14 protein-coding genes and 1 tRNA gene are annotated in these 16405 nt (G+C 38.9%); 9 read left to right on the forward strand and 6 right to left on the reverse strand.

The genetic code is table 11. The features are described from left to right. The first annotated feature begins 116 nt into the window (after positions 1-116). A complete protein-coding gene (locus tag RS893_RS09965; protein ID WP_315791925.1) occupies positions 117-1688 on the forward strand; it encodes an alkaline phosphatase in 1572 nt (523 codons plus the stop codon). A gap of 333 nt (positions 1689-2021) precedes the next feature. Here the strand turns inward: RS893_RS09965 and hisB are convergent, their stop codons facing one another. Next, on the reverse strand, positions 2022-2663 hold the full coding sequence (gene hisB, locus RS893_RS09970) for an imidazoleglycerol-phosphate dehydratase HisB (RefSeq protein ID WP_315791033.1): 642 nt from the start codon (positions 2661-2663) through the stop codon (positions 2022-2024). A gap of 90 nt (positions 2664-2753) precedes the next feature. Then, positions 2754-3530, reverse strand: coding sequence for an enoyl-ACP reductase FabI (gene fabI / locus RS893_RS09975; protein ID WP_315791034.1), 777 nt, complete (start codon positions 3528-3530; stop codon positions 2754-2756). Between the two features lie 593 nt (positions 3531-4123). On the opposite strand from fabI, the gene ntcA reads away from it, so the two are divergent. The 3 genes from ntcA (at position 4124) to RS893_RS09990 (ending at position 7141) form a co-directional block, all read left to right on the forward strand. After that, the gene (gene ntcA, locus RS893_RS09980) at positions 4124-4795 is read left to right on the forward strand and encodes a global nitrogen regulator NtcA (RefSeq protein ID WP_009459526.1); all 672 of its coding nucleotides are present in this window, start codon (positions 4124-4126) and stop codon (positions 4793-4795) included. A gap of 221 nt (positions 4796-5016) precedes the next feature. Then, positions 5017-6510, forward strand: a complete 1494-nt coding sequence (locus tag RS893_RS09985) for a DUF3084 domain-containing protein (protein ID WP_315791035.1) — start codon at positions 5017-5019, stop codon at positions 6508-6510. Positions 6511-6697: 187 nt separating this feature from the next. Next, positions 6698-7141, forward strand: coding sequence for a pre-16S rRNA-processing nuclease YqgF (locus RS893_RS09990; RefSeq protein WP_315791036.1), 444 nt, complete (start codon positions 6698-6700; stop codon positions 7139-7141). A 55-nt stretch (positions 7142-7196) separates the two neighbouring features. Here the strand turns inward: RS893_RS09990 and RS893_RS09995 are convergent, their stop codons facing one another. After that, complete coding sequence (locus tag RS893_RS09995; protein WP_315791037.1) at positions 7197-7460, reverse strand: DUF3146 family protein; 264 nt, start codon at positions 7458-7460, stop codon at positions 7197-7199. 238 nt (positions 7461-7698) lie between these two features. On the opposite strand from RS893_RS09995, the gene RS893_RS10000 reads away from it, so the two are divergent. Next, a tRNA-Gly gene (locus tag RS893_RS10000) sits at positions 7699-7770 on the forward strand. 1978 nt (positions 7771-9748) lie between these two features. Continuing rightward, on the forward strand, positions 9749-10888 hold the full coding sequence (locus tag RS893_RS10005) for a helix-turn-helix domain-containing protein (RefSeq protein ID WP_315791038.1): 1140 nt from the start codon (positions 9749-9751) through the stop codon (positions 10886-10888). Positions 10889-11185: 297 nt separating this feature from the next. Here RS893_RS10005 and RS893_RS10010 read toward each other — a convergent pair whose 3' ends face one another. Beyond that, entirely contained in the window at positions 11186-11446 is a 261-nt protein-coding gene (locus RS893_RS10010) for a DUF7219 family protein (protein ID WP_315791039.1), read from the reverse strand. A gap of 664 nt (positions 11447-12110) precedes the next feature. Between RS893_RS10010 and RS893_RS10015 the strand changes: the two genes are divergently transcribed. After that, the gene (locus tag RS893_RS10015) at positions 12111-12548 is read left to right on the forward strand and encodes an Hsp20/alpha crystallin family protein (protein WP_315791040.1); all 438 of its coding nucleotides are present in this window, start codon (positions 12111-12113) and stop codon (positions 12546-12548) included. Between the two features lie 110 nt (positions 12549-12658). Here the strand turns inward: RS893_RS10015 and RS893_RS10020 are convergent, their stop codons facing one another. After that, positions 12659-13276, reverse strand: coding sequence for a pentapeptide repeat-containing protein (locus tag RS893_RS10020; RefSeq protein WP_315791041.1), 618 nt, complete (start codon positions 13274-13276; stop codon positions 12659-12661). 407 nt (positions 13277-13683) lie between these two features. Between RS893_RS10020 and RS893_RS10025 the strand changes: the two genes are divergently transcribed. Both RS893_RS10025 and RS893_RS10030 read left to right on the forward strand, forming a co-directional pair. Continuing rightward, positions 13684-14763 (forward strand): M4 family metallopeptidase, encoded by a 1080-nt coding sequence (locus tag RS893_RS10025; RefSeq protein WP_315791042.1) that lies wholly within the window; start codon positions 13684-13686, stop codon positions 14761-14763. Between the two features lie 138 nt (positions 14764-14901). Further along, complete coding sequence (locus RS893_RS10030) at positions 14902-15201, forward strand: protealysin inhibitor emfourin (protein WP_315791043.1); 300 nt, start codon at positions 14902-14904, stop codon at positions 15199-15201. Between the two features lie 150 nt (positions 15202-15351). On the opposite strand, the gene RS893_RS10035 is transcribed toward RS893_RS10030, so the two are convergent. Then, the gene (locus RS893_RS10035) at positions 15352-16281 is read right to left on the reverse strand and encodes a cobalamin-binding protein (RefSeq protein WP_315791044.1); all 930 of its coding nucleotides are present in this window, start codon (positions 16279-16281) and stop codon (positions 15352-15354) included. Between the last annotated feature and the right edge of the window lie 124 nt (positions 16282-16405).

Consider the following 16405-nt stretch of genomic DNA (forward strand, 5'->3'; position numbering starts at 1 on the left):
TTTATAGATCAACTTTAACATTACCTTAATCCCCATTTGGTTATGAATTGGTATGTTCATTTTGCATGGACAAATTACCTAGAAACGAATTAATTAATACTACTAAGTGGGGCAATATGAAACTGATGGATGGTGATCGCTTGCTACCAATTCGGTGCAGACGGCGAGATTTTTTACTGGGTGCAGGATTCTTCACAGGGTTAGCAGTAGCTAGTCAATGGCGTCCAGTAATAGCGCAACCAAGGTTTTCTAGCTATCCTTTCAGTCTTGGTGTGGCCTCTGGTGATCCATTACCCAATAGTGTAGTGTTATGGACACGTCTAGCGATCGACCCACTTCATGGTGGTGGAATGCCACCAGAAAATATCGTAGTGCGGTGGTTGATTGCCCTTGACAAAAACATGACCAAGATAGTGCGACGTGGGCAAACCTTGGCAACTCCTGAACTAGCCCACTCAGTACACGTTGATGTGCGCGGATTAGAACCTGATCGTTGGTATTGGTATCAATTCCGGGTGGGTAATGAAGTTAGCCCAATTGGGCGGACTCGCACAGCGCCAGCCTTGAATACCTCTATCCCACAACTAAACTTTGCTTTTGCTTCTTGTCAAGATTGGCAAAACGGCTACTACACAGCCTACAAGCACATGGCGGATGAAGAACTCGATCTAGTGGTGCATTTAGGTGACTATATTTACGAGTACGAGGCCCAACCTGACAAGCTACGCCAGCATATTGGTTCTGAAATTCTTACCCTAGAAGACTATCGTAACCGTCACGCCCAGTACAAAACTGACCCAAATCTGCAAGCTGTTCATGCCAAGTTTCCTTGGATTGTTACCTGGGATGATCATGAAGTGGAAAACAATTACGCTGGTTTGATACCAGAAGACAATCAAAGTCAGGAAGCCTTTGTGACTCGGCGGGCTTACGCTTACCAAGCTTACTACGAACATATGCCGCTACGCCGCTTTTCGTTGCCTAAAGGGCTTGACATGCAGTTATATCGACGCTTTACTTTTGGTGATTTAGCTGAGTTTAACGTCTTGGATACCCGTCAATATCGGACTGATCAGCCTTGTGATGACGGACTTAAGCCCCGTTGCTCCCAAGCTTTGGCTGAAGAAGCTACGATGACAGGCAAAGAACAACAGCAGTGGTTACTCAAAGGTCTAGATAACTCATCAGCACGCTGGAATGTGATTGCTCAACAAGTTATGTTTGCTGAATACGATTTTGATCCTCGTCCAGAAACAGGACTGTTCAACATGGATCAGTGGGATGGTTACGTAGCTGCACGGAATCGCATTTTGAATTTTTTAGCTCAACGCCGACCTTCCAACCTAGTAGTGATTAGCGGAGATATCCATTCTAGTTGGGTACATGACCTCAAAGTAAACTTCAAAAACCCAGACTCAGCTACAGTCGGTACCGAATTTGTGGGAACCTCAATTACATCAGATTTTTCCACCGAATTTATTTCTCCAATCAAAGCTGCTTTGAGTGACAATCCCCACACTAAATTTTTTGATGGTGCTTATCGGGGTTATGTCCGTTGCAATCTCACACGCGATCGCTGGCAAAGTGATTACCGTGTTGTCTCAACAATTACTGAGCAAAACGCCTCTATCAGTACCCTAGCTTCGTTTATAGTTGAAAATGGTCAACCAGGCGCACAAAAAATTTAAATAACTACTCTATACCCTGTGCCAAATTTATCTTATCGTGTATACACAAGTTATACCAATTCAAATAATGTTTGCGACAGATAACCCCACCCTCCCCTTAGAAAGGGGAGGATTGGGGTGGGGTGTTATATAATCCATATGTTGTATTCTTTTTTCAAATTGGTATTAAATTTATCCCCCTTCATCCCCCTAAATCTTGAGGGGAAACAACAAATCAAGTCCCCTCCCCTTATGAATATACGGCTGGCGAATAGGGGGACAGAACCCATAATAAAATACCAGAGGAGAAACAAGAACTTGTCTCGTGCGAAATCATTGTACTTCTTCTACCTTCTATAACACCCCTTTGGAACTGGGGATCAACCCAGCACGACGGGGATCAATCTCCATTGCCATCCGCATCGCCCTCGCAAATGCCTTAAATGTGGCTTCAATAATGTGATGAGAATTAATCCCATCCAACTGACGAATGTGCAGCGTCATCTGACTATTACCTGCCAAGGCGACAAAAAATTCTCGTACTAGCTGGGTGTCATAAGTCCCAACTCGCTGGGTAGGAATTTGCAAACCGTAGCTGAGATGAGGACGACCCGAAAAATCCAGTGCTACCTGAATTAAGGCTTCATCAAGAGGTGCAAGAAAATTACCAAACCGGACAATGCCTTTTTTGTCACCTAATGCTTTGCTGATAGCTTTTCCTAAGGTAATGCCTACATCTTCGTTGGTATGATGGTCATCAATGTGCAAGTCTCCTGTGGCTTGGATATCCAAGTCTATTAGTCCGTGGGAGGCAATTTGATGTAGCATGTGATCTAAAAATGGAATACCTGTAGCTGCATTACAAACTCCTGTACCATCCAAATTAATCGTAACCTGGACATCTGTTTCCTCCGTAGTGCGATGTACAGAAGCAATACGGGGAGTTTGTGTGAGGTTGTTGGGTGAAGATAGAGTTTGGCGATCGCTGATTTGCATAGTATTTGGTTAGTGGTTAATAGTTAGTGGTTAGTGGTTAGTGGTTAGTGATTTACTACTAACTACTAACCACTAACTACTAACAAATTCTTACATTCCCATAATTTCATATCCTGCATCAACATACAGGACTTGTCCTGTAATTCCACTTGCCAAGTCGCTACACAAGAACGCTGCTGCATTACCTACCTCGATCTGTGTGACGGTGCGTCCCAAGGGAGCTACTTGCTCGACATGATGAATCATATCTAAAATACCGCCAACGGCACTAGAAGCTAAAGTACGGATTGGCCCGGCGGAGATGGCATTGACGCGGATATTGGCAGAACCGAGTTCTGCTGCTAAATAACGCACACTAGCTTCTAATCCTGCCTTGGCAACTCCCATCACATTATAGTTAGGAACTGCTCTTACGGCTCCTAAATAAGAGAGAGTAACTATGCTTCCACCTGCGATCATCAAAGGTTTAGCTGCACCAGCTAGTTGCACCAAAGAATAGGTGCTGACATCTAAAGCTGTACGAAATCCTTCACGAGAGGTTTGGCTAAAGTCTCCACTCAAATCATCTTTATTGGCAAAGGCAATGGAATGGATGAGAAGGTCCAACTTGCCCCATTTATCGCGGATCGTCTCAAAAGTAGATTGAATCTGTTCGTCATCTTGGACATTGCAAGGGAGAAACAGACTTGGGTTGAGAGGTTCGACAAGTTCAGCAACCTTTTTCTCCATTTTGCCACGCTCATCTGGTAGGTAGGTGATCCCCAAGTTAGCTCCGGCTTTGTGCAGTTGTTGGGCAATACCCCAGGCTATAGAGCGGTTGTTGACAATGCCTGTAACAAGGGCATTTTTTCCAGTCAGATCCAGCATAGAAATTATTGATGTGATGTTTCATTAGGAGCATACATGAATCTGAGCTTGGTTTGTCTTCGTTTTATAAATTTGATTTTTGATTGTACTTCAGGGTAGATGTAACAGAAGAGACTCTATCTTGCACCAACTAAAATTGGATACAAACTGCTTCTTTTAAAGATGAATGATCAAAAGGATTTTTAAACAGAGTAAAGGTTTTAGAAAAAGATATTTTTCTTTTGTAAGTAACTAAATTTATTTGTGGTTTCCCTTGCGTCTCCATTACCCTAAGTTTTTACATCCGTATTTTCAACATCCATCGTGCCAAAATTGCTTTTTACCATCAATTTACCATTTTATGTTTTCATAAATTCTCTATGAATCTTACTTTTTTCTTAAAAAACTTATTGTCTACAATTTTGGAAGTACCTAACAAAAAGTACTAGATTCCTGCACTACAAATTTTGTATCATGTTAAACAAACATCAATTAGATAAAGGGTTAAGTATAGGAAAGTACAGAAAGGTTGACAATGTTTTATTGAATTTTCGAGTGTATTCTTAGGAAATCCATATTCGTTTTTCTGGCATTGGGTAGGGGAAGGGAGATAGATGATCGTGACACAAGATAAAGCCCTAGCAAATGTTTTTCGTCAGATGGCGACTGGAGCGTTTCCGCCAGTGGTGGAATCGTTCGAGCGCAACAAGACGATCTTTTTCCCCGGCGATCCTGCTGAAAGAGTTTATTTTCTCTTAAAAGGTGCAGTTAAACTCTCCAGGGTGTACGAAGCAGGAGAAGAGATAACTGTAGCGCTACTGCGAGAAAACAGTGTATTTGGGGTTTTGTCCCTACTAACGGGAAACAAGTCTGATCGTTTTTATCATGCAGTTGCTTTTACGCCTGTGGAATTGCTTTCAGCACCTATCGAACAGGTGGAACAAGCACTCAAGGAAAATCCAGAATTATCGATGTTAATGCTGCGGGGTTTATCTTCGCGCATTCTTCAGACAGAGATGATGATTGAAACTCTCGCTCACCGCGATATGGGTTCAAGATTAATAAGTTTCTTATTAATTCTTTGTCGAGATTTTGGTCTTCCTTGTGCAGATGGAATCACAATTGATCTCAAGCTATCTCATCAGGCGATCGCTGAAGCAATTGGTTCGACTCGTGTGACTGTCACTAGACTACTAGGCGATTTGCGCGAAAAGAAGATGATTTCCATACACAAGAAAAAAATTACTGTCCACAAACCTGTGACACTAAGTCGGCAATTCACTTAATTGTACACAGAGAGCGGCATTCAGAAATATAGACACTCTTGTAGAAATAGGTAATGGGTAATGAGTAATAGGTAATGGGTAATGGATAAATACTTGTTAATTCCTTTTCCCCTTTCTCTTTACCCCTTTACCCAGTAATTTATCAACCTGCAATTCGCCACAGAAAATGCCTGAAAGTAGTAGGCTGTATCTGGAAGGATTTCTTCGGTAAATACAAACAGATGGCCACCGGGTACATCCTCATTATTGCAATCTTAATTTTGGGAGGCGTTATTGCCACCGTCGGCGATCGCATTGGCACGCGGGTTGGCAAAAAACGGCTCTCACTTTTCAACCTTAGACCCAAAAATACAGCTGTATTAGTAACAATCTTGACAGGGTTGGGCATTTCTGCATCAACCCTGGGCATTTTATTTTTAGCTGATGAAGGTTTGCGTAAAGGAGTTTTTGAGTTAGAAGATATTCAAAAAGACCTTAGGCGTAAACGCGTACAACTAGAAAATACGACCCAGCAACTTGATACAACCAAAACCGAACTAGAGCAAGCCAGGAAAGAACAAGCCAAAGCTCAGCAGGATCTGCAAGAAATTAACAAATCTTTACAAGCAGCCAACGCTAAGCAACAGCAAACGCAAGCCCAACTCAACCGTACAATTAATCAACAAGCAAAAACTCAAACCCAACTCCAAGGCACTCAAAAGCAATTGAGTCAAGTGGCAAATCAATATGAAAAAGCCATAGCCCAGCTACAAAACGTTTATCAAGAAAGGAACAGACAACTAGAGGAAATTAAACGACTAAAAGCAGAACGCCAAAAACTTTATGAGCAAGCGAAACAAGCCGTTGCTGAAGCGCAAGCTGCTATAGACAAACGCGATCGCGAACTAGCCAAGCGTCAGGAAGTGATTCAACAGCGTGACCAGACAATTGCCAAACTGGATGCGGTTATTCAAAAGCGTAATCTCGAAATTACAGCTAGGGAGAAAATTATTGCTCAACGAGAAACCCGCCTCAAAGAACTAGAAACACAACAGGATTTTCTCGAACAGGAAGTTGCACGTCTAGAGAAATATTATCGGTCTTATCGTGATCTTCGTTTAGGAAAACTGGCTATAGCCCGGGGTCAAGTTCTAGCGGCTGGGGTTGTGCGTATAGAAAAACCTGCTGCTGCGCGCCAAGCAGTAATCCAGCTATTAAAAGAAGCTAATAAAAATGCCAGTATGGAATTAAGTGAACCTGGCACTACCACCCCTCCAAATTTGCAGATACTACGTGTCACTGAAGAACAAGTTGAACAGTTAAGTAATCAGATTAAAGATGGTCGAGATTACGTGGTGCGGATTTTCTCTGCGGGTAACTACGTCAGAGGAGAAAAACCAATCGAATTTTTTGCTGATGCATCACTAAATCAAATTGTGTTCTCTGGAGGCGAAGTACTAGCTACAACTACAGCTGATCCCAAAAACATGACATCCTACCAACTGCGACAGCGCCTAGAACTGTTGATTTCTGCTTCTCAATTTCGCGCACGGAATGCTGGAATTTTAGAAGATATTCAAATAGATGGTACTTTTCTGCGCTTTATTGCCCAGTTGCGACAATATGACCAAGCAATAGATATTAAAGCAGTTGCCGCACAAGACACATATACCGCCGGGCCGTTGAAAGTAAGATTGTTAGCAATTAAAAATGGACAAGTGATTTTTAGTACTTAATTTTTTAGTAGGTAGAGACGCGATTAATCGCGTCTGTACATTACGATTAATCGCGTCTGTACATTACGATTAATCGCGTCTGTACATTAGTAGTTAGTAGCCAATAAATAATAACCAATAACCAATAACCATTAACCAATCATCACTAACCACTAACCAATAACCATTATCTAAAATCGTATTTAATATGAATTTAAATGAATTTACACCAACTCAACCAGTGATCTTAGGATTCGACCCGGGTAAAGATAAATGTGGCTTAGCAGTGATGGGACTGGATCGAAAGCTACACTATCATCGGGTTGTACCTTCGACTGAAGCGATCGCTACCATTGAAACACTGCGACAAAAATTTCCCATCTCTCTAATGGTTATGGGCGATCAAACCACAGCTAAAGGCTGGAAACAGCAACTACAGCAACAATTGTCAGATCCGTTAAATATTATGTTGGTCGATGAACGCTACACCAGTTTAGAAGCACGTGATCGCTATTGGCAAATGTTCCCACCCCAGGGAATCACTAAACTGTTACCACAAGGAATGAGAACACCTCCAAGACCAATAGATGACATTGTTGCTATTCTCCTCATCGAAAGATATCTTAGTCGCCTGACAGAGTCAGTAAAATAAATGATGAATTATGAATAATAAAATTTTATATTTCATAACTCATCATTCATAATTTTTACAGTTCTGCCCGAATAGTAAAAGCATAGTCTCCTCCTGGTTCTAGTTGATAATCTTTTTGCTCTAAAAAACGACCAAGAGGCTCTTTAATTAAAGCACGACCTTGTGATGGTTTGACAGACAATTCTCCTCGGGGAAAATGCCATTGAAACTGCCACTCAAAATCTCCCGCTCTGACTTCTCCTTCCAGTAAGCCCTGTTGCCAAGATTGACGGGTAATCCTAACATGGGCAGTTGTTTGTGGTAAACGCTTAGCACTCACGTTGCTTGATGTCAAGTAACAATAACAGATGATCAGTTATAGCTTTACATTTATACAAAATACATCAAATATACCTATGGAAGTAAATCAAATACTTTAGTGTCTTAGCTTCATGACTTTCGCAGTTGAGTCAAGGTTAACAGAGAAGGGGAAGAGAATTGCAGCAGCCACCAAAAAATTTTCCTTTACCTCTTGACAATCATCTCTTCATTTGACATATTTGTATATATGCAAGTTTGCGGGTATAGCTCAGTGGTAGAGCGTCACCTTGCCAAGGTGAATGTCGCGCGTTCGAATCGCGTTACCCGCTTCAAGAAAGAGTACCATAATCAAACTCTAGGAATAAACGATAGAGTTGAGCTACTGGTGAGTTGTGGGATTGTCGTTGTTGTAGAAGGCAATACCTACCTGTGGGAAATTATATAGCTGAAGAAATTAGCTATAGCAGCTTAGCATCAACTGGATATTAAAGTATATCTAACGCGCCGGGATTACTTCAGTGTTAGATAGGCGATCGCAACTGCATTTTGTAAAGCTGCGCTTGATTGGGTTGCAGCAAAAGATACAGGAAAGATGGTTGCATGCCATAGTCAAAGCAGTACCATTGGAACTTGCAGTTCCTTATACTAATTCAAAAAATATTTAAGGGCAGATCCCCACCCCACCCCACCCGCCTAACATTACCTTAAGCGAGATCCTACCTTAGACACACAAGTCTGAAATAGCTTATGAATCCTGGGTTTACCCCACTCTAACCCTCCCCTTTACAAGAGGAGACTGGATTTGTTGTTTCCCCACGATATTTTGGGGAATTAAGAGGGGTAAATCCAACTTCTATGTATATGGTAGCCCCAAGATTGAGGAGGATTGGGGAGGGATTTTATCATTATTTATGTGTTGCATTCTTTTTTCAAATTGGTATTAGGTGTAGATCCCAATAATCTACAAACAGCTTATTAAACTTGAGCTAAATATATATTGCTAATTTTTTAGCTTATTTCATTCTTATTTTCTTCTTATTTTTTCATTATTTTTAATTAATAAGATTTTAATACTTTGAACAGTAAACATGCTTGATCTCGAGTTAGTAGTTTAAAACAAAGTTACCTACCCAATTTCCAACTATCAAACACGATCTCGGAAGCGATTGACCGAACTTGATATAAAATCTCTACTAATAACGAATGACTTTTGACAAATGATCGTATTCATGAGTTAACTTTATGTGTCGGTCTGCTGAAAAATGTGGCAGATTATTATTGCTTTCTTAGAGCATGAAAATTGATTTAATAAGAAAGAATGAAATTATGGCATAGAAAATTATCTATGAATGAATGTTGCTGAGCAATGGATGGTCTAACTTTTAATTTTTACTCTATATTCATTTCAGTACTTTTAGTGCAATTAAGCTATTAGTCTATAATTATGTCTATTAGAATCGCTCATTTATCTTAAATTAAGATAACAAGGCAAAATTAGAATTTTAATTATGAGGGGCGAAACCCCTCATTTATTAACTAACAGTATTATCAATATAAAGCTTTTGAGCTAGATAGAACAAAAGTCAGTCAAAGCCTTATTACATCTCTTTTTAAGTGCCTAGAATTCTATATTAATCAGGTAAAGGAGTCTGCTTGAGATTTAAGTATTAAAAGTATGTTTGTATCAAATAGAAACTGATAGTCAATTGATACAGTTTTACCAATCTCTTGCTTATTAGTTTTTTCGTTAATCTAAATTATTTGTGCTGATTCTAGGCAACTCATTATTGATACAAACAAATATTTTATACGGATAATAAGTATCATTTAGCAAAAATTAAAATCTCAATTATTCACTTTGTTTTCACAAATATGGCATAATAATCTGTTGGAGCAACAAGGTCATAATATTTAGAAAGAGAGTACTCTCAAATTTATCTAACTTAGAAAATCTTTTTAGAATGCGAGTACATAGTGAGGAGTGCTAACCTCAGCAATTTTTTGTTTTGCAATATTTTTGAAGCATGTTGCAATGTTTTTGTATGAAAGTTGAATGAATCGCGATCGCATCCGTAAACTGTTTATGCCAGATTGATTTTGAAATAGTGCATGTCATCTACCAAGACAATTTGAAGTGCTACTTAGACTTAGTTGCTGACATGATGCGACTACGATAGCTTATCCTATCCGTCTAAGCGTAGCTTGCCTTTTTCAAATCAATATTTTTGTCCCATTTCTGCAAACAAGTGGTAGAAATTTAACGTGGATAAGATAAAAATAGACAAATTTGCACAGTCAACACAGGAAATGGACAAACGTATAGCTAGACTGTACGAAAATGTTGTCAAAAAGCCTGTGATGTCACATGAAATGCCGGAAGCTTTGACCGAACTCAGCTGGGCTTCACAATCAGTACATTTTGCTATTGAGGAACTTTACCATCAACATGAGCAGTTAGAAGAAACAAAAAAAACTTTACAAGCAGAGTGCAAACGTTATGAGGAATTATTTGAGGAAGCACCAGACGGCTATTTAGTGACTGATGCCCAAGGTAAAATCCAACTAGCTAACCGTAAGGCTACCAAATTGCTTAATTTAAAAAAAGAATCTTTGGTGGGTAAACCAATTATTAATTTCGTTGCCTTAAAACAGAAACATGAGTTTCGCAATTTCCTCACCCAAGTAAGTCAAAACGGTAGAAGCCAGGAGTTAATCATAGCCTTGCAACAACATGGCAATGAACTCTTTAATGCAGCATTAACAGTGGCGATTTCCTATAACAATCAGGGTAAAGCTCAAACCCTGCGCTGGCTGCTACGCAGCATTAATGAAAGCAAACGAGCAGAATTAGTAAAGATTACAAAAGACCGTGATTTTGATGGCGATCGCCCCATACATAAGTATTCCAAAGGAGATACCATTCCTCTCAACACACAAATAATTTGGTATGTTCGTCAAGGCCTAGTAAAACTGACTACCCTTGGTGAAACCAGTGAAGAAGTACTAGTAGGATTGGCAGTCCCAGGAATGGTTTTCGGCTCTTATTTAACTTCCCTGCATACTTACCAAGCCACAGCTATATCGGATGTGAGGTTAGTAGCAATTGATGTGTCAGAAATACTAGCTTCCCCAGCCTTAAGTCATGCCTTTTTACCAAAAATAAATCAACGGCTACAGCAAACAGAATCTTTTTTAGTAATTTCTGGGTTGCGACGAGTACAAGACCGCTTATATGGTCTTTTACAGCTTCTCAAACGCGAAATTGGTGAAAAGGTAGCCCAAGGAACCCGCCTCTCAGTTCGCTTAACTCATGAAGATTTAGCCAACGCCTGTTGTACTACCCGAGTCACGGTTACACGATTGTTATCTCAGTTAAAAAAACAAGGAAAAATTTGTTTTGACCACAAAAAACACATAATCGTCAAAGATCTACCTCATATAGGTTAGTTAATCTATGAAGATTGAATGACAATGAGGCAAAAAAATGAGGCGTTTTTGCCTCATTGTTGTTTGGTAAACACAGATAAAAGTTTAGCTAATTATTAATAGTCCTCTTGCAAAAGTTGAATTAACCCTCTTAATCCCCCCGTTCATGGATGGAAGATTTTGTTCCCTAAGCGATTTTACCCAGGGTTAGGGTGGGGTAAAAATATTTTTGCTAAAGGTTTAATATTTATCACTTAATATTTTTAATTTTATTTACTCCAAATAATTCCAATTTAATGGAAGTAGTTTAAAGACAATTTATTGATTATCTAACAGTGCTTGACTACCAATTTTTAGTTCCTTTTTGCTAAGTTTTAACTTTTTCCACAGCATCTTAATTTGGCTGTAGGCTTCCTCAGGAGAAAGTTTTCCGCTTGTTTCTAAATTTGCAATGTAACTAACTTTTTGAGCAAATTCCTGTAAATTGGCATTAAATAATAGATTTTCTGGTTTAACTTGACCACGATAAGAACTATGGGGATAAAGAAACTTGTTTAAATCTTTTTGATTATGTTGCACTATGATTTACTCCTATTATAAAAGTAAACTAAATATAAATTACCACTTTATAATGGATTAATTTTTGAATATTAAACTTTTTAGCAATTAAATTATAACAACTAAGTTTAGTATCTGTTAGCAAATACTTATATGCTTATTAAATAAGCATCATATTGATTATTAATACTTATTAGCTTCTACTTGAAGAAGGAGTTAATTAATAATTATTTTTGTAGCACTAAACACATATTTTTCAATTTAAAGCTTATCTTGAACTATCCAAACCATCAAATTTTGTGTAATGCAACCCAAAAAGGGTAATTGCGACTTATGTGATTACCTGCTTGGGGTTCAACCCCAGCCTGATAGCGAAAGTTTTCTAAACAAGACTGCTAAGGAAGTTCACTCTATTTTATAAAGTTAAGCTACTAGCCCAGAACTTGAGTTCTGAGTAGGATTTAAGGCTTACTAACATTGATGTAAGTTTGAGATCATAGGGTTTACCGAACCAATAACACTCCAGTTTTCCACACATTTGTTAATAGTTCTTCAAGTTCGGCAATCATCATTTTGAAAGTGACAAAAACCGAATTTACTTCGTTGTTATCCTTCATTAAGATAAGAATCAAAGGATAAATACCTGAATTAAGTAGTAAAAAATATCGTAAAGAGAGGAATAATTATGGCACTGGTTCGTTACAATCCCTGGCAAGAAATTAATGCTCTCCAAAGTCAACTAAATCGTTTATTTGATGAAAGTTTTATCCCATCTGGACTGTGGAAAGATGATGATGTGAAAGTTCCTGCTGCTGAGTTGCAAGAAACAGAAGAAGCAATTCTTCTGAAGTTAGAAATTCCTGGTATGGAAGCTAAAGACTTGGATGTACAAGTGACAGAAGATGCAGTTTATGTCAGTGGTGAACGTAAATCTGAAAGCAAAACAGAAGAAAAAGGTTATACTAAAAGCGAATTCCACTATGGTAAATTCCAACGTGTGATTCCTCTTCCTGCTCGCATTCAAAATACCAATGTTACTGCTGATTATAAAGACGGAATATTGAATCTGACACTACCAAAAACCGAAGCAGAAAAGAATAAGGTTGTCAAAGTTAATCTGTAAGAAACTACAGCTTAATTAGTTGCCATTAGTCCTCTAACTTGAGCCTCATTGTGTATGATTGTGTGAGATAAATTTTAGCCTGGTTGCATTAAAGTAACCAGGCTTTTTATTTATTGGGAAATTACAGGATCAAAAATAGCTCCACTACAATCAGCACCTTGGAAGTCTGTCTGGAAAACTTTTGCACCTCTCAAATCTGCTTGATATAAATTAGCATTTCTTAAGCAAGCGTGACTTAAATCTGCTCCCTTCAAATCTGCTTTTGATAGATTTGCGGATACTAAGTTAGCTCTAATCAAGCGTGACTTACTCAAGTTGACATCGCTTAAATTAGCATTTTGCATATCCGCCGCGATTAAATCTGAGTTGCTTAGGTTCGCTCCACTGAAATTAGCCCAATTTAGTTTAGCCCAATTGAAATGAACTTCACTCAACAAAAGCGAACAGAGATTGGCACATCTCAAATTCACATTAGTAAAATTTCTTTCTCCGATTGCATAACGACGTAGAAGTTCATCGGTTGTTAATTTACTTAAAACAGCAACTGAAGTACCTTGATAACACCATGAGGTGTCTACTAGACAAGCGGCAGTATTAATGGCTACTTTGTCAAACTTAGACATGCTCACACCGTTACACTGATCCCACTCCCCGTTGAGCATAAAGGCAATTTCATGAGCAGCAGTAATCGAATCAAATAACAGCACTGTTTTTTGAGAACGTTGCAACCAGCTATTGAAAGCAGAGAATATATGATTCGTTGTATTTATTTATACATTTTATTCAGGGTAATTCAAAAAAAGAAAAAGTCAAGGAGTGTAACTCCTTGACCAAACTTAATCAAGTTTTACAACACACAACCACACATAACTAGTGAGGTCTACAACTATGTTAAATAAATCATAGGATTTAGTCCAAAAAGATATGCCTTAAGTTGATACTCTTTTGCTAGAAGCGATCGCCACGGACAGTGAAATATGCTTGTTTGATAGATTTGTAGTTAAAAAACGTAAAAATTTACACAATAACCAGATACAGGGACTATCATATTAACCCGTTAAGTACATGAGTACACATTAGAGTTAAAACAGTTATTTGCCATCACTCTATTTAATACAGAAGGAGAATATGTAGGATGGCTCGAAAGAATAAAAGACCATTAGGATTTAGGTGTGAGCATCAACAATATTCAAGATGCCCTATTTGTTGTGTTGTGCCACCTCATATGCTAGAACATATCGTAGTCAATGGTAATGAACAACAACGTAGTTGGGCGTTTCACACCTTAAATATTTCGTCACAATTTCGGGGACGGCGAAATGTGGTAGGCGCAGTCAATTTTGCAGTCTCTCCTGGTGAAAAGCGCCGCACTGTCTACGATGCTAAAAGCACTGAACAACTCCCAGGTACATTGGCACGTAGTGAGGGCGATCCTCCTAGCAATGATATCGAAGTTGACGAAGCTTACGATGGGGCTGGGGCTACTTACGATTTGTATTATGAGGTATTTGAGCGTAATTCTATTGATGATAAAGGTCTGCGTTTAGACTCAACCGTACATTATGGCGTCAGATATGATAACGCCTTTTGGAATGGCGATCAAATGGTTTATGGTGATGGAGATGGTGAAATATTTCAACGATTCACTAAGTGCATAGATGTTATTGGTCATGAGCTAACACATGGTGTAACTCAATACGAAGCAGGACTGCAATATTACGGTGAATCTGGAGCGCTCAATGAGTCATTTTCCGATGTATTTGGTTCATTGGTGAAACAATGGGTTAAAAAACAGACTGCTCAGGAAGCTGACTGGATTATTGGAGAGGGTATTTTTACAGATAAGGTTAATGGTGTGGGTATTCGTTCCATGAAAGCACCAGGAACAGCATATGATGACCCAGTCTTAGGTAAGGACCCCCAGCCCGCACATATGAATGATAAATACACTGGTTTTGAAGATAACGGCGGGGTACATATTAATTCGGGTATTCCTAACTATGCGTTTTATTTAGCAGCAACAGAGATTGGCGGTTATGCTTGGGAAAAAGCTGGGAAAATTTGGTATGTAGCTTTATGCGATCGCTTGCGTACTAGAACGAACTTTAAACGTGCTGCCAATATTATCATTCAAGTTGCTGGTGAACTCTACGGACAAGGAAGCCAGGAACAAAATGCTGTACAGAATGCTTGGCAAAAGGTAGGAGTTATTTAGAACCATGAATTATGAATGAAATTTTTTATAATTCATAATTTTTATTTTGTCTTAGTCTTTTGTTGTTAAACTGGAAGATAAAGCTTTATCTTTCCAGTATTTTTGTTTATAGCAAAAGCTATTACTACGGAGAGGAAAATGCGGATATCGCTTCAGCGTACGGGTGGTTTTGCCGGAATCAGCAAGAAAGCGATCATTGATACGGCTAACTTGTCTCCAGAAGAAACTCAGCAACTATCTCAACTATTGAAAGCCGCAAATATTTATAGCTTACCTACAAAAATTAATTCTCCCGCTAATCAACCTGACCGCTTTCAATACACTTTAACCGTGGAAGAAAACAATCAACAACACACACTTGTAGTTGGTGAAGCAGCACTACCAGAAACCTTAAAAAGTTTAATTGCATGGATTAATAATACAGCAAGCAAAAAATGAGAAATGATATCAAGTCTGGCTGATTAGCAAATAAGACAAAAGGTAAAGAAAGAAGAAATAAAAAGGGTTTAACAACCCTAAAATTTATTTATGGGGAATCTCTTTTTACTTTTTAAATGGTTGGTCTTTTTGATAATCGATAACTAATTTTCAAAAAGTATCCCACCTTTCTCCTTTATAGCCATATTGAAAAATTTCTGGATGTAAAATTTCTGCTAAAACTTCTAATGAATCTACCAGTCTTGGGCCTGGACGGTTAAAGTAAGCATTACCATCAGTTATGTAGATTCTACCTGTTTGGTTAGCATGTAAATTCTGCCACTCTGGACGTCTACTTAACAAGTCTACATCTAGACGAGTACGATTTAAATCAAAGCCACAGGGCATAAAAATAATTATGTCTGGATTACTCGCAATCAAACTTTCCCACTTTAACTGTGTCGAAGCCTGACCTGTAGTACTAAATAAAGGCTCTCCTCCTGCTAAGGTAACTAATTCAGGAATCCAATTAGCAGCAACCATTAAAGGATCAGTCCACTCAATACAGGCTACTCTAGGCAACTTTTCTGTTTGGGAAAGTCCTTGTGTTTTTTGGGCAACTATTTTGACACGAGCTTCTAAGTTTTCTAGCACCTTAACCGAATCTACTTGAAAAATATTAGCTAATCGCTCAATATCAGCCCAAACATCGTTAAGAAAATTAGGTTGTAAGGAGATAATTTGCGGCGAAGCGTGGGTAAGTTCAGCTACAGCTTTTTCTACCTCTGATAAACTAACAGCACAAACATCACATTGGTCTTGGGTAACAATGTGAGTGGGTTGTAGCCGCTCTAAAATATCTGTTTTAATTTCGTAGATACTAAGGGCAGATTGTATTAATTTATTGACTTCGTTGTGAATTTCACTGCTAGAGACATTGGTATTAAGCCTGGGCTGAGTACAAACAGGACGACTTTGTACTTCTGGAGGGTAGTCACACTCATGCGATCGCCCAACAATAGCATCAGTTAATCCCAGTACGGCTAGAATCTCAGTTCCACTGGGAATTAGGGAGATAATTTTTAAGTTGCCATCGCTCATCGCTTCATCCCTACAACGTTTGCCAATACTTCATATTGTCCCAAACTCACAAAGGCTTCGTATCTGCCTGTAGGTGGGACACAGGGAGGAGATGGGGAACTCACCGGCCCCCACTCCCCCAAGG

This window comes from Fischerella sp. JS2 (genome assembly GCF_032393985.1).
Lineage (GTDB): Bacteria > Cyanobacteriota > Cyanobacteriia > Cyanobacteriales > Nostocaceae > Fischerella.

Bases quoted from the DNA above. Each gene is read 5' to 3' on its own strand.
- fabI (WP_315791034.1), bottom strand. From the start codon at position 3,530: ATGCTGGATCTGACTGGAAAAAATGCCCTTGTTACAGGCATTGTCAAC.
- RS893_RS10030 (WP_315791043.1), top strand. From the start codon at position 14,902: ATGCGGATATCGCTTCAGCGTACGGGTGGTTTTGCCGGAATCAGCAAG.
- hisB (WP_315791033.1), bottom strand. From the start codon at position 2,663: ATGCAAATCAGCGATCGCCAAACTCTATCTTCACCCAACAACCTCACA.
- RS893_RS09990 (WP_315791036.1), top strand. From the start codon at position 6,698: ATGAATTTAAATGAATTTACACCAACTCAACCAGTGATCTTAGGATTC.
- ntcA (WP_009459526.1), top strand. From the start codon at position 4,124: ATGATCGTGACACAAGATAAAGCCCTAGCAAATGTTTTTCGTCAGATG.
- RS893_RS10015 (WP_315791040.1), top strand. From the start codon at position 12,111: ATGGCACTGGTTCGTTACAATCCCTGGCAAGAAATTAATGCTCTCCAA.
- RS893_RS09965 (WP_315791925.1), top strand. From the start codon at position 117: ATGAAACTGATGGATGGTGATCGCTTGCTACCAATTCGGTGCAGACGG.
- RS893_RS09985 (WP_315791035.1), top strand. From the start codon at position 5,017: ATGGCCACCGGGTACATCCTCATTATTGCAATCTTAATTTTGGGAGGC.
- RS893_RS10025 (WP_315791042.1), top strand. From the start codon at position 13,684: ATGGCTCGAAAGAATAAAAGACCATTAGGATTTAGGTGTGAGCATCAA.
- RS893_RS10035 (WP_315791044.1), bottom strand. From the start codon at position 16,281: ATGAGCGATGGCAACTTAAAAATTATCTCCCTAATTCCCAGTGGAACT.
- RS893_RS10005 (WP_315791038.1), top strand. From the start codon at position 9,749: ATGGACAAACGTATAGCTAGACTGTACGAAAATGTTGTCAAAAAGCCT.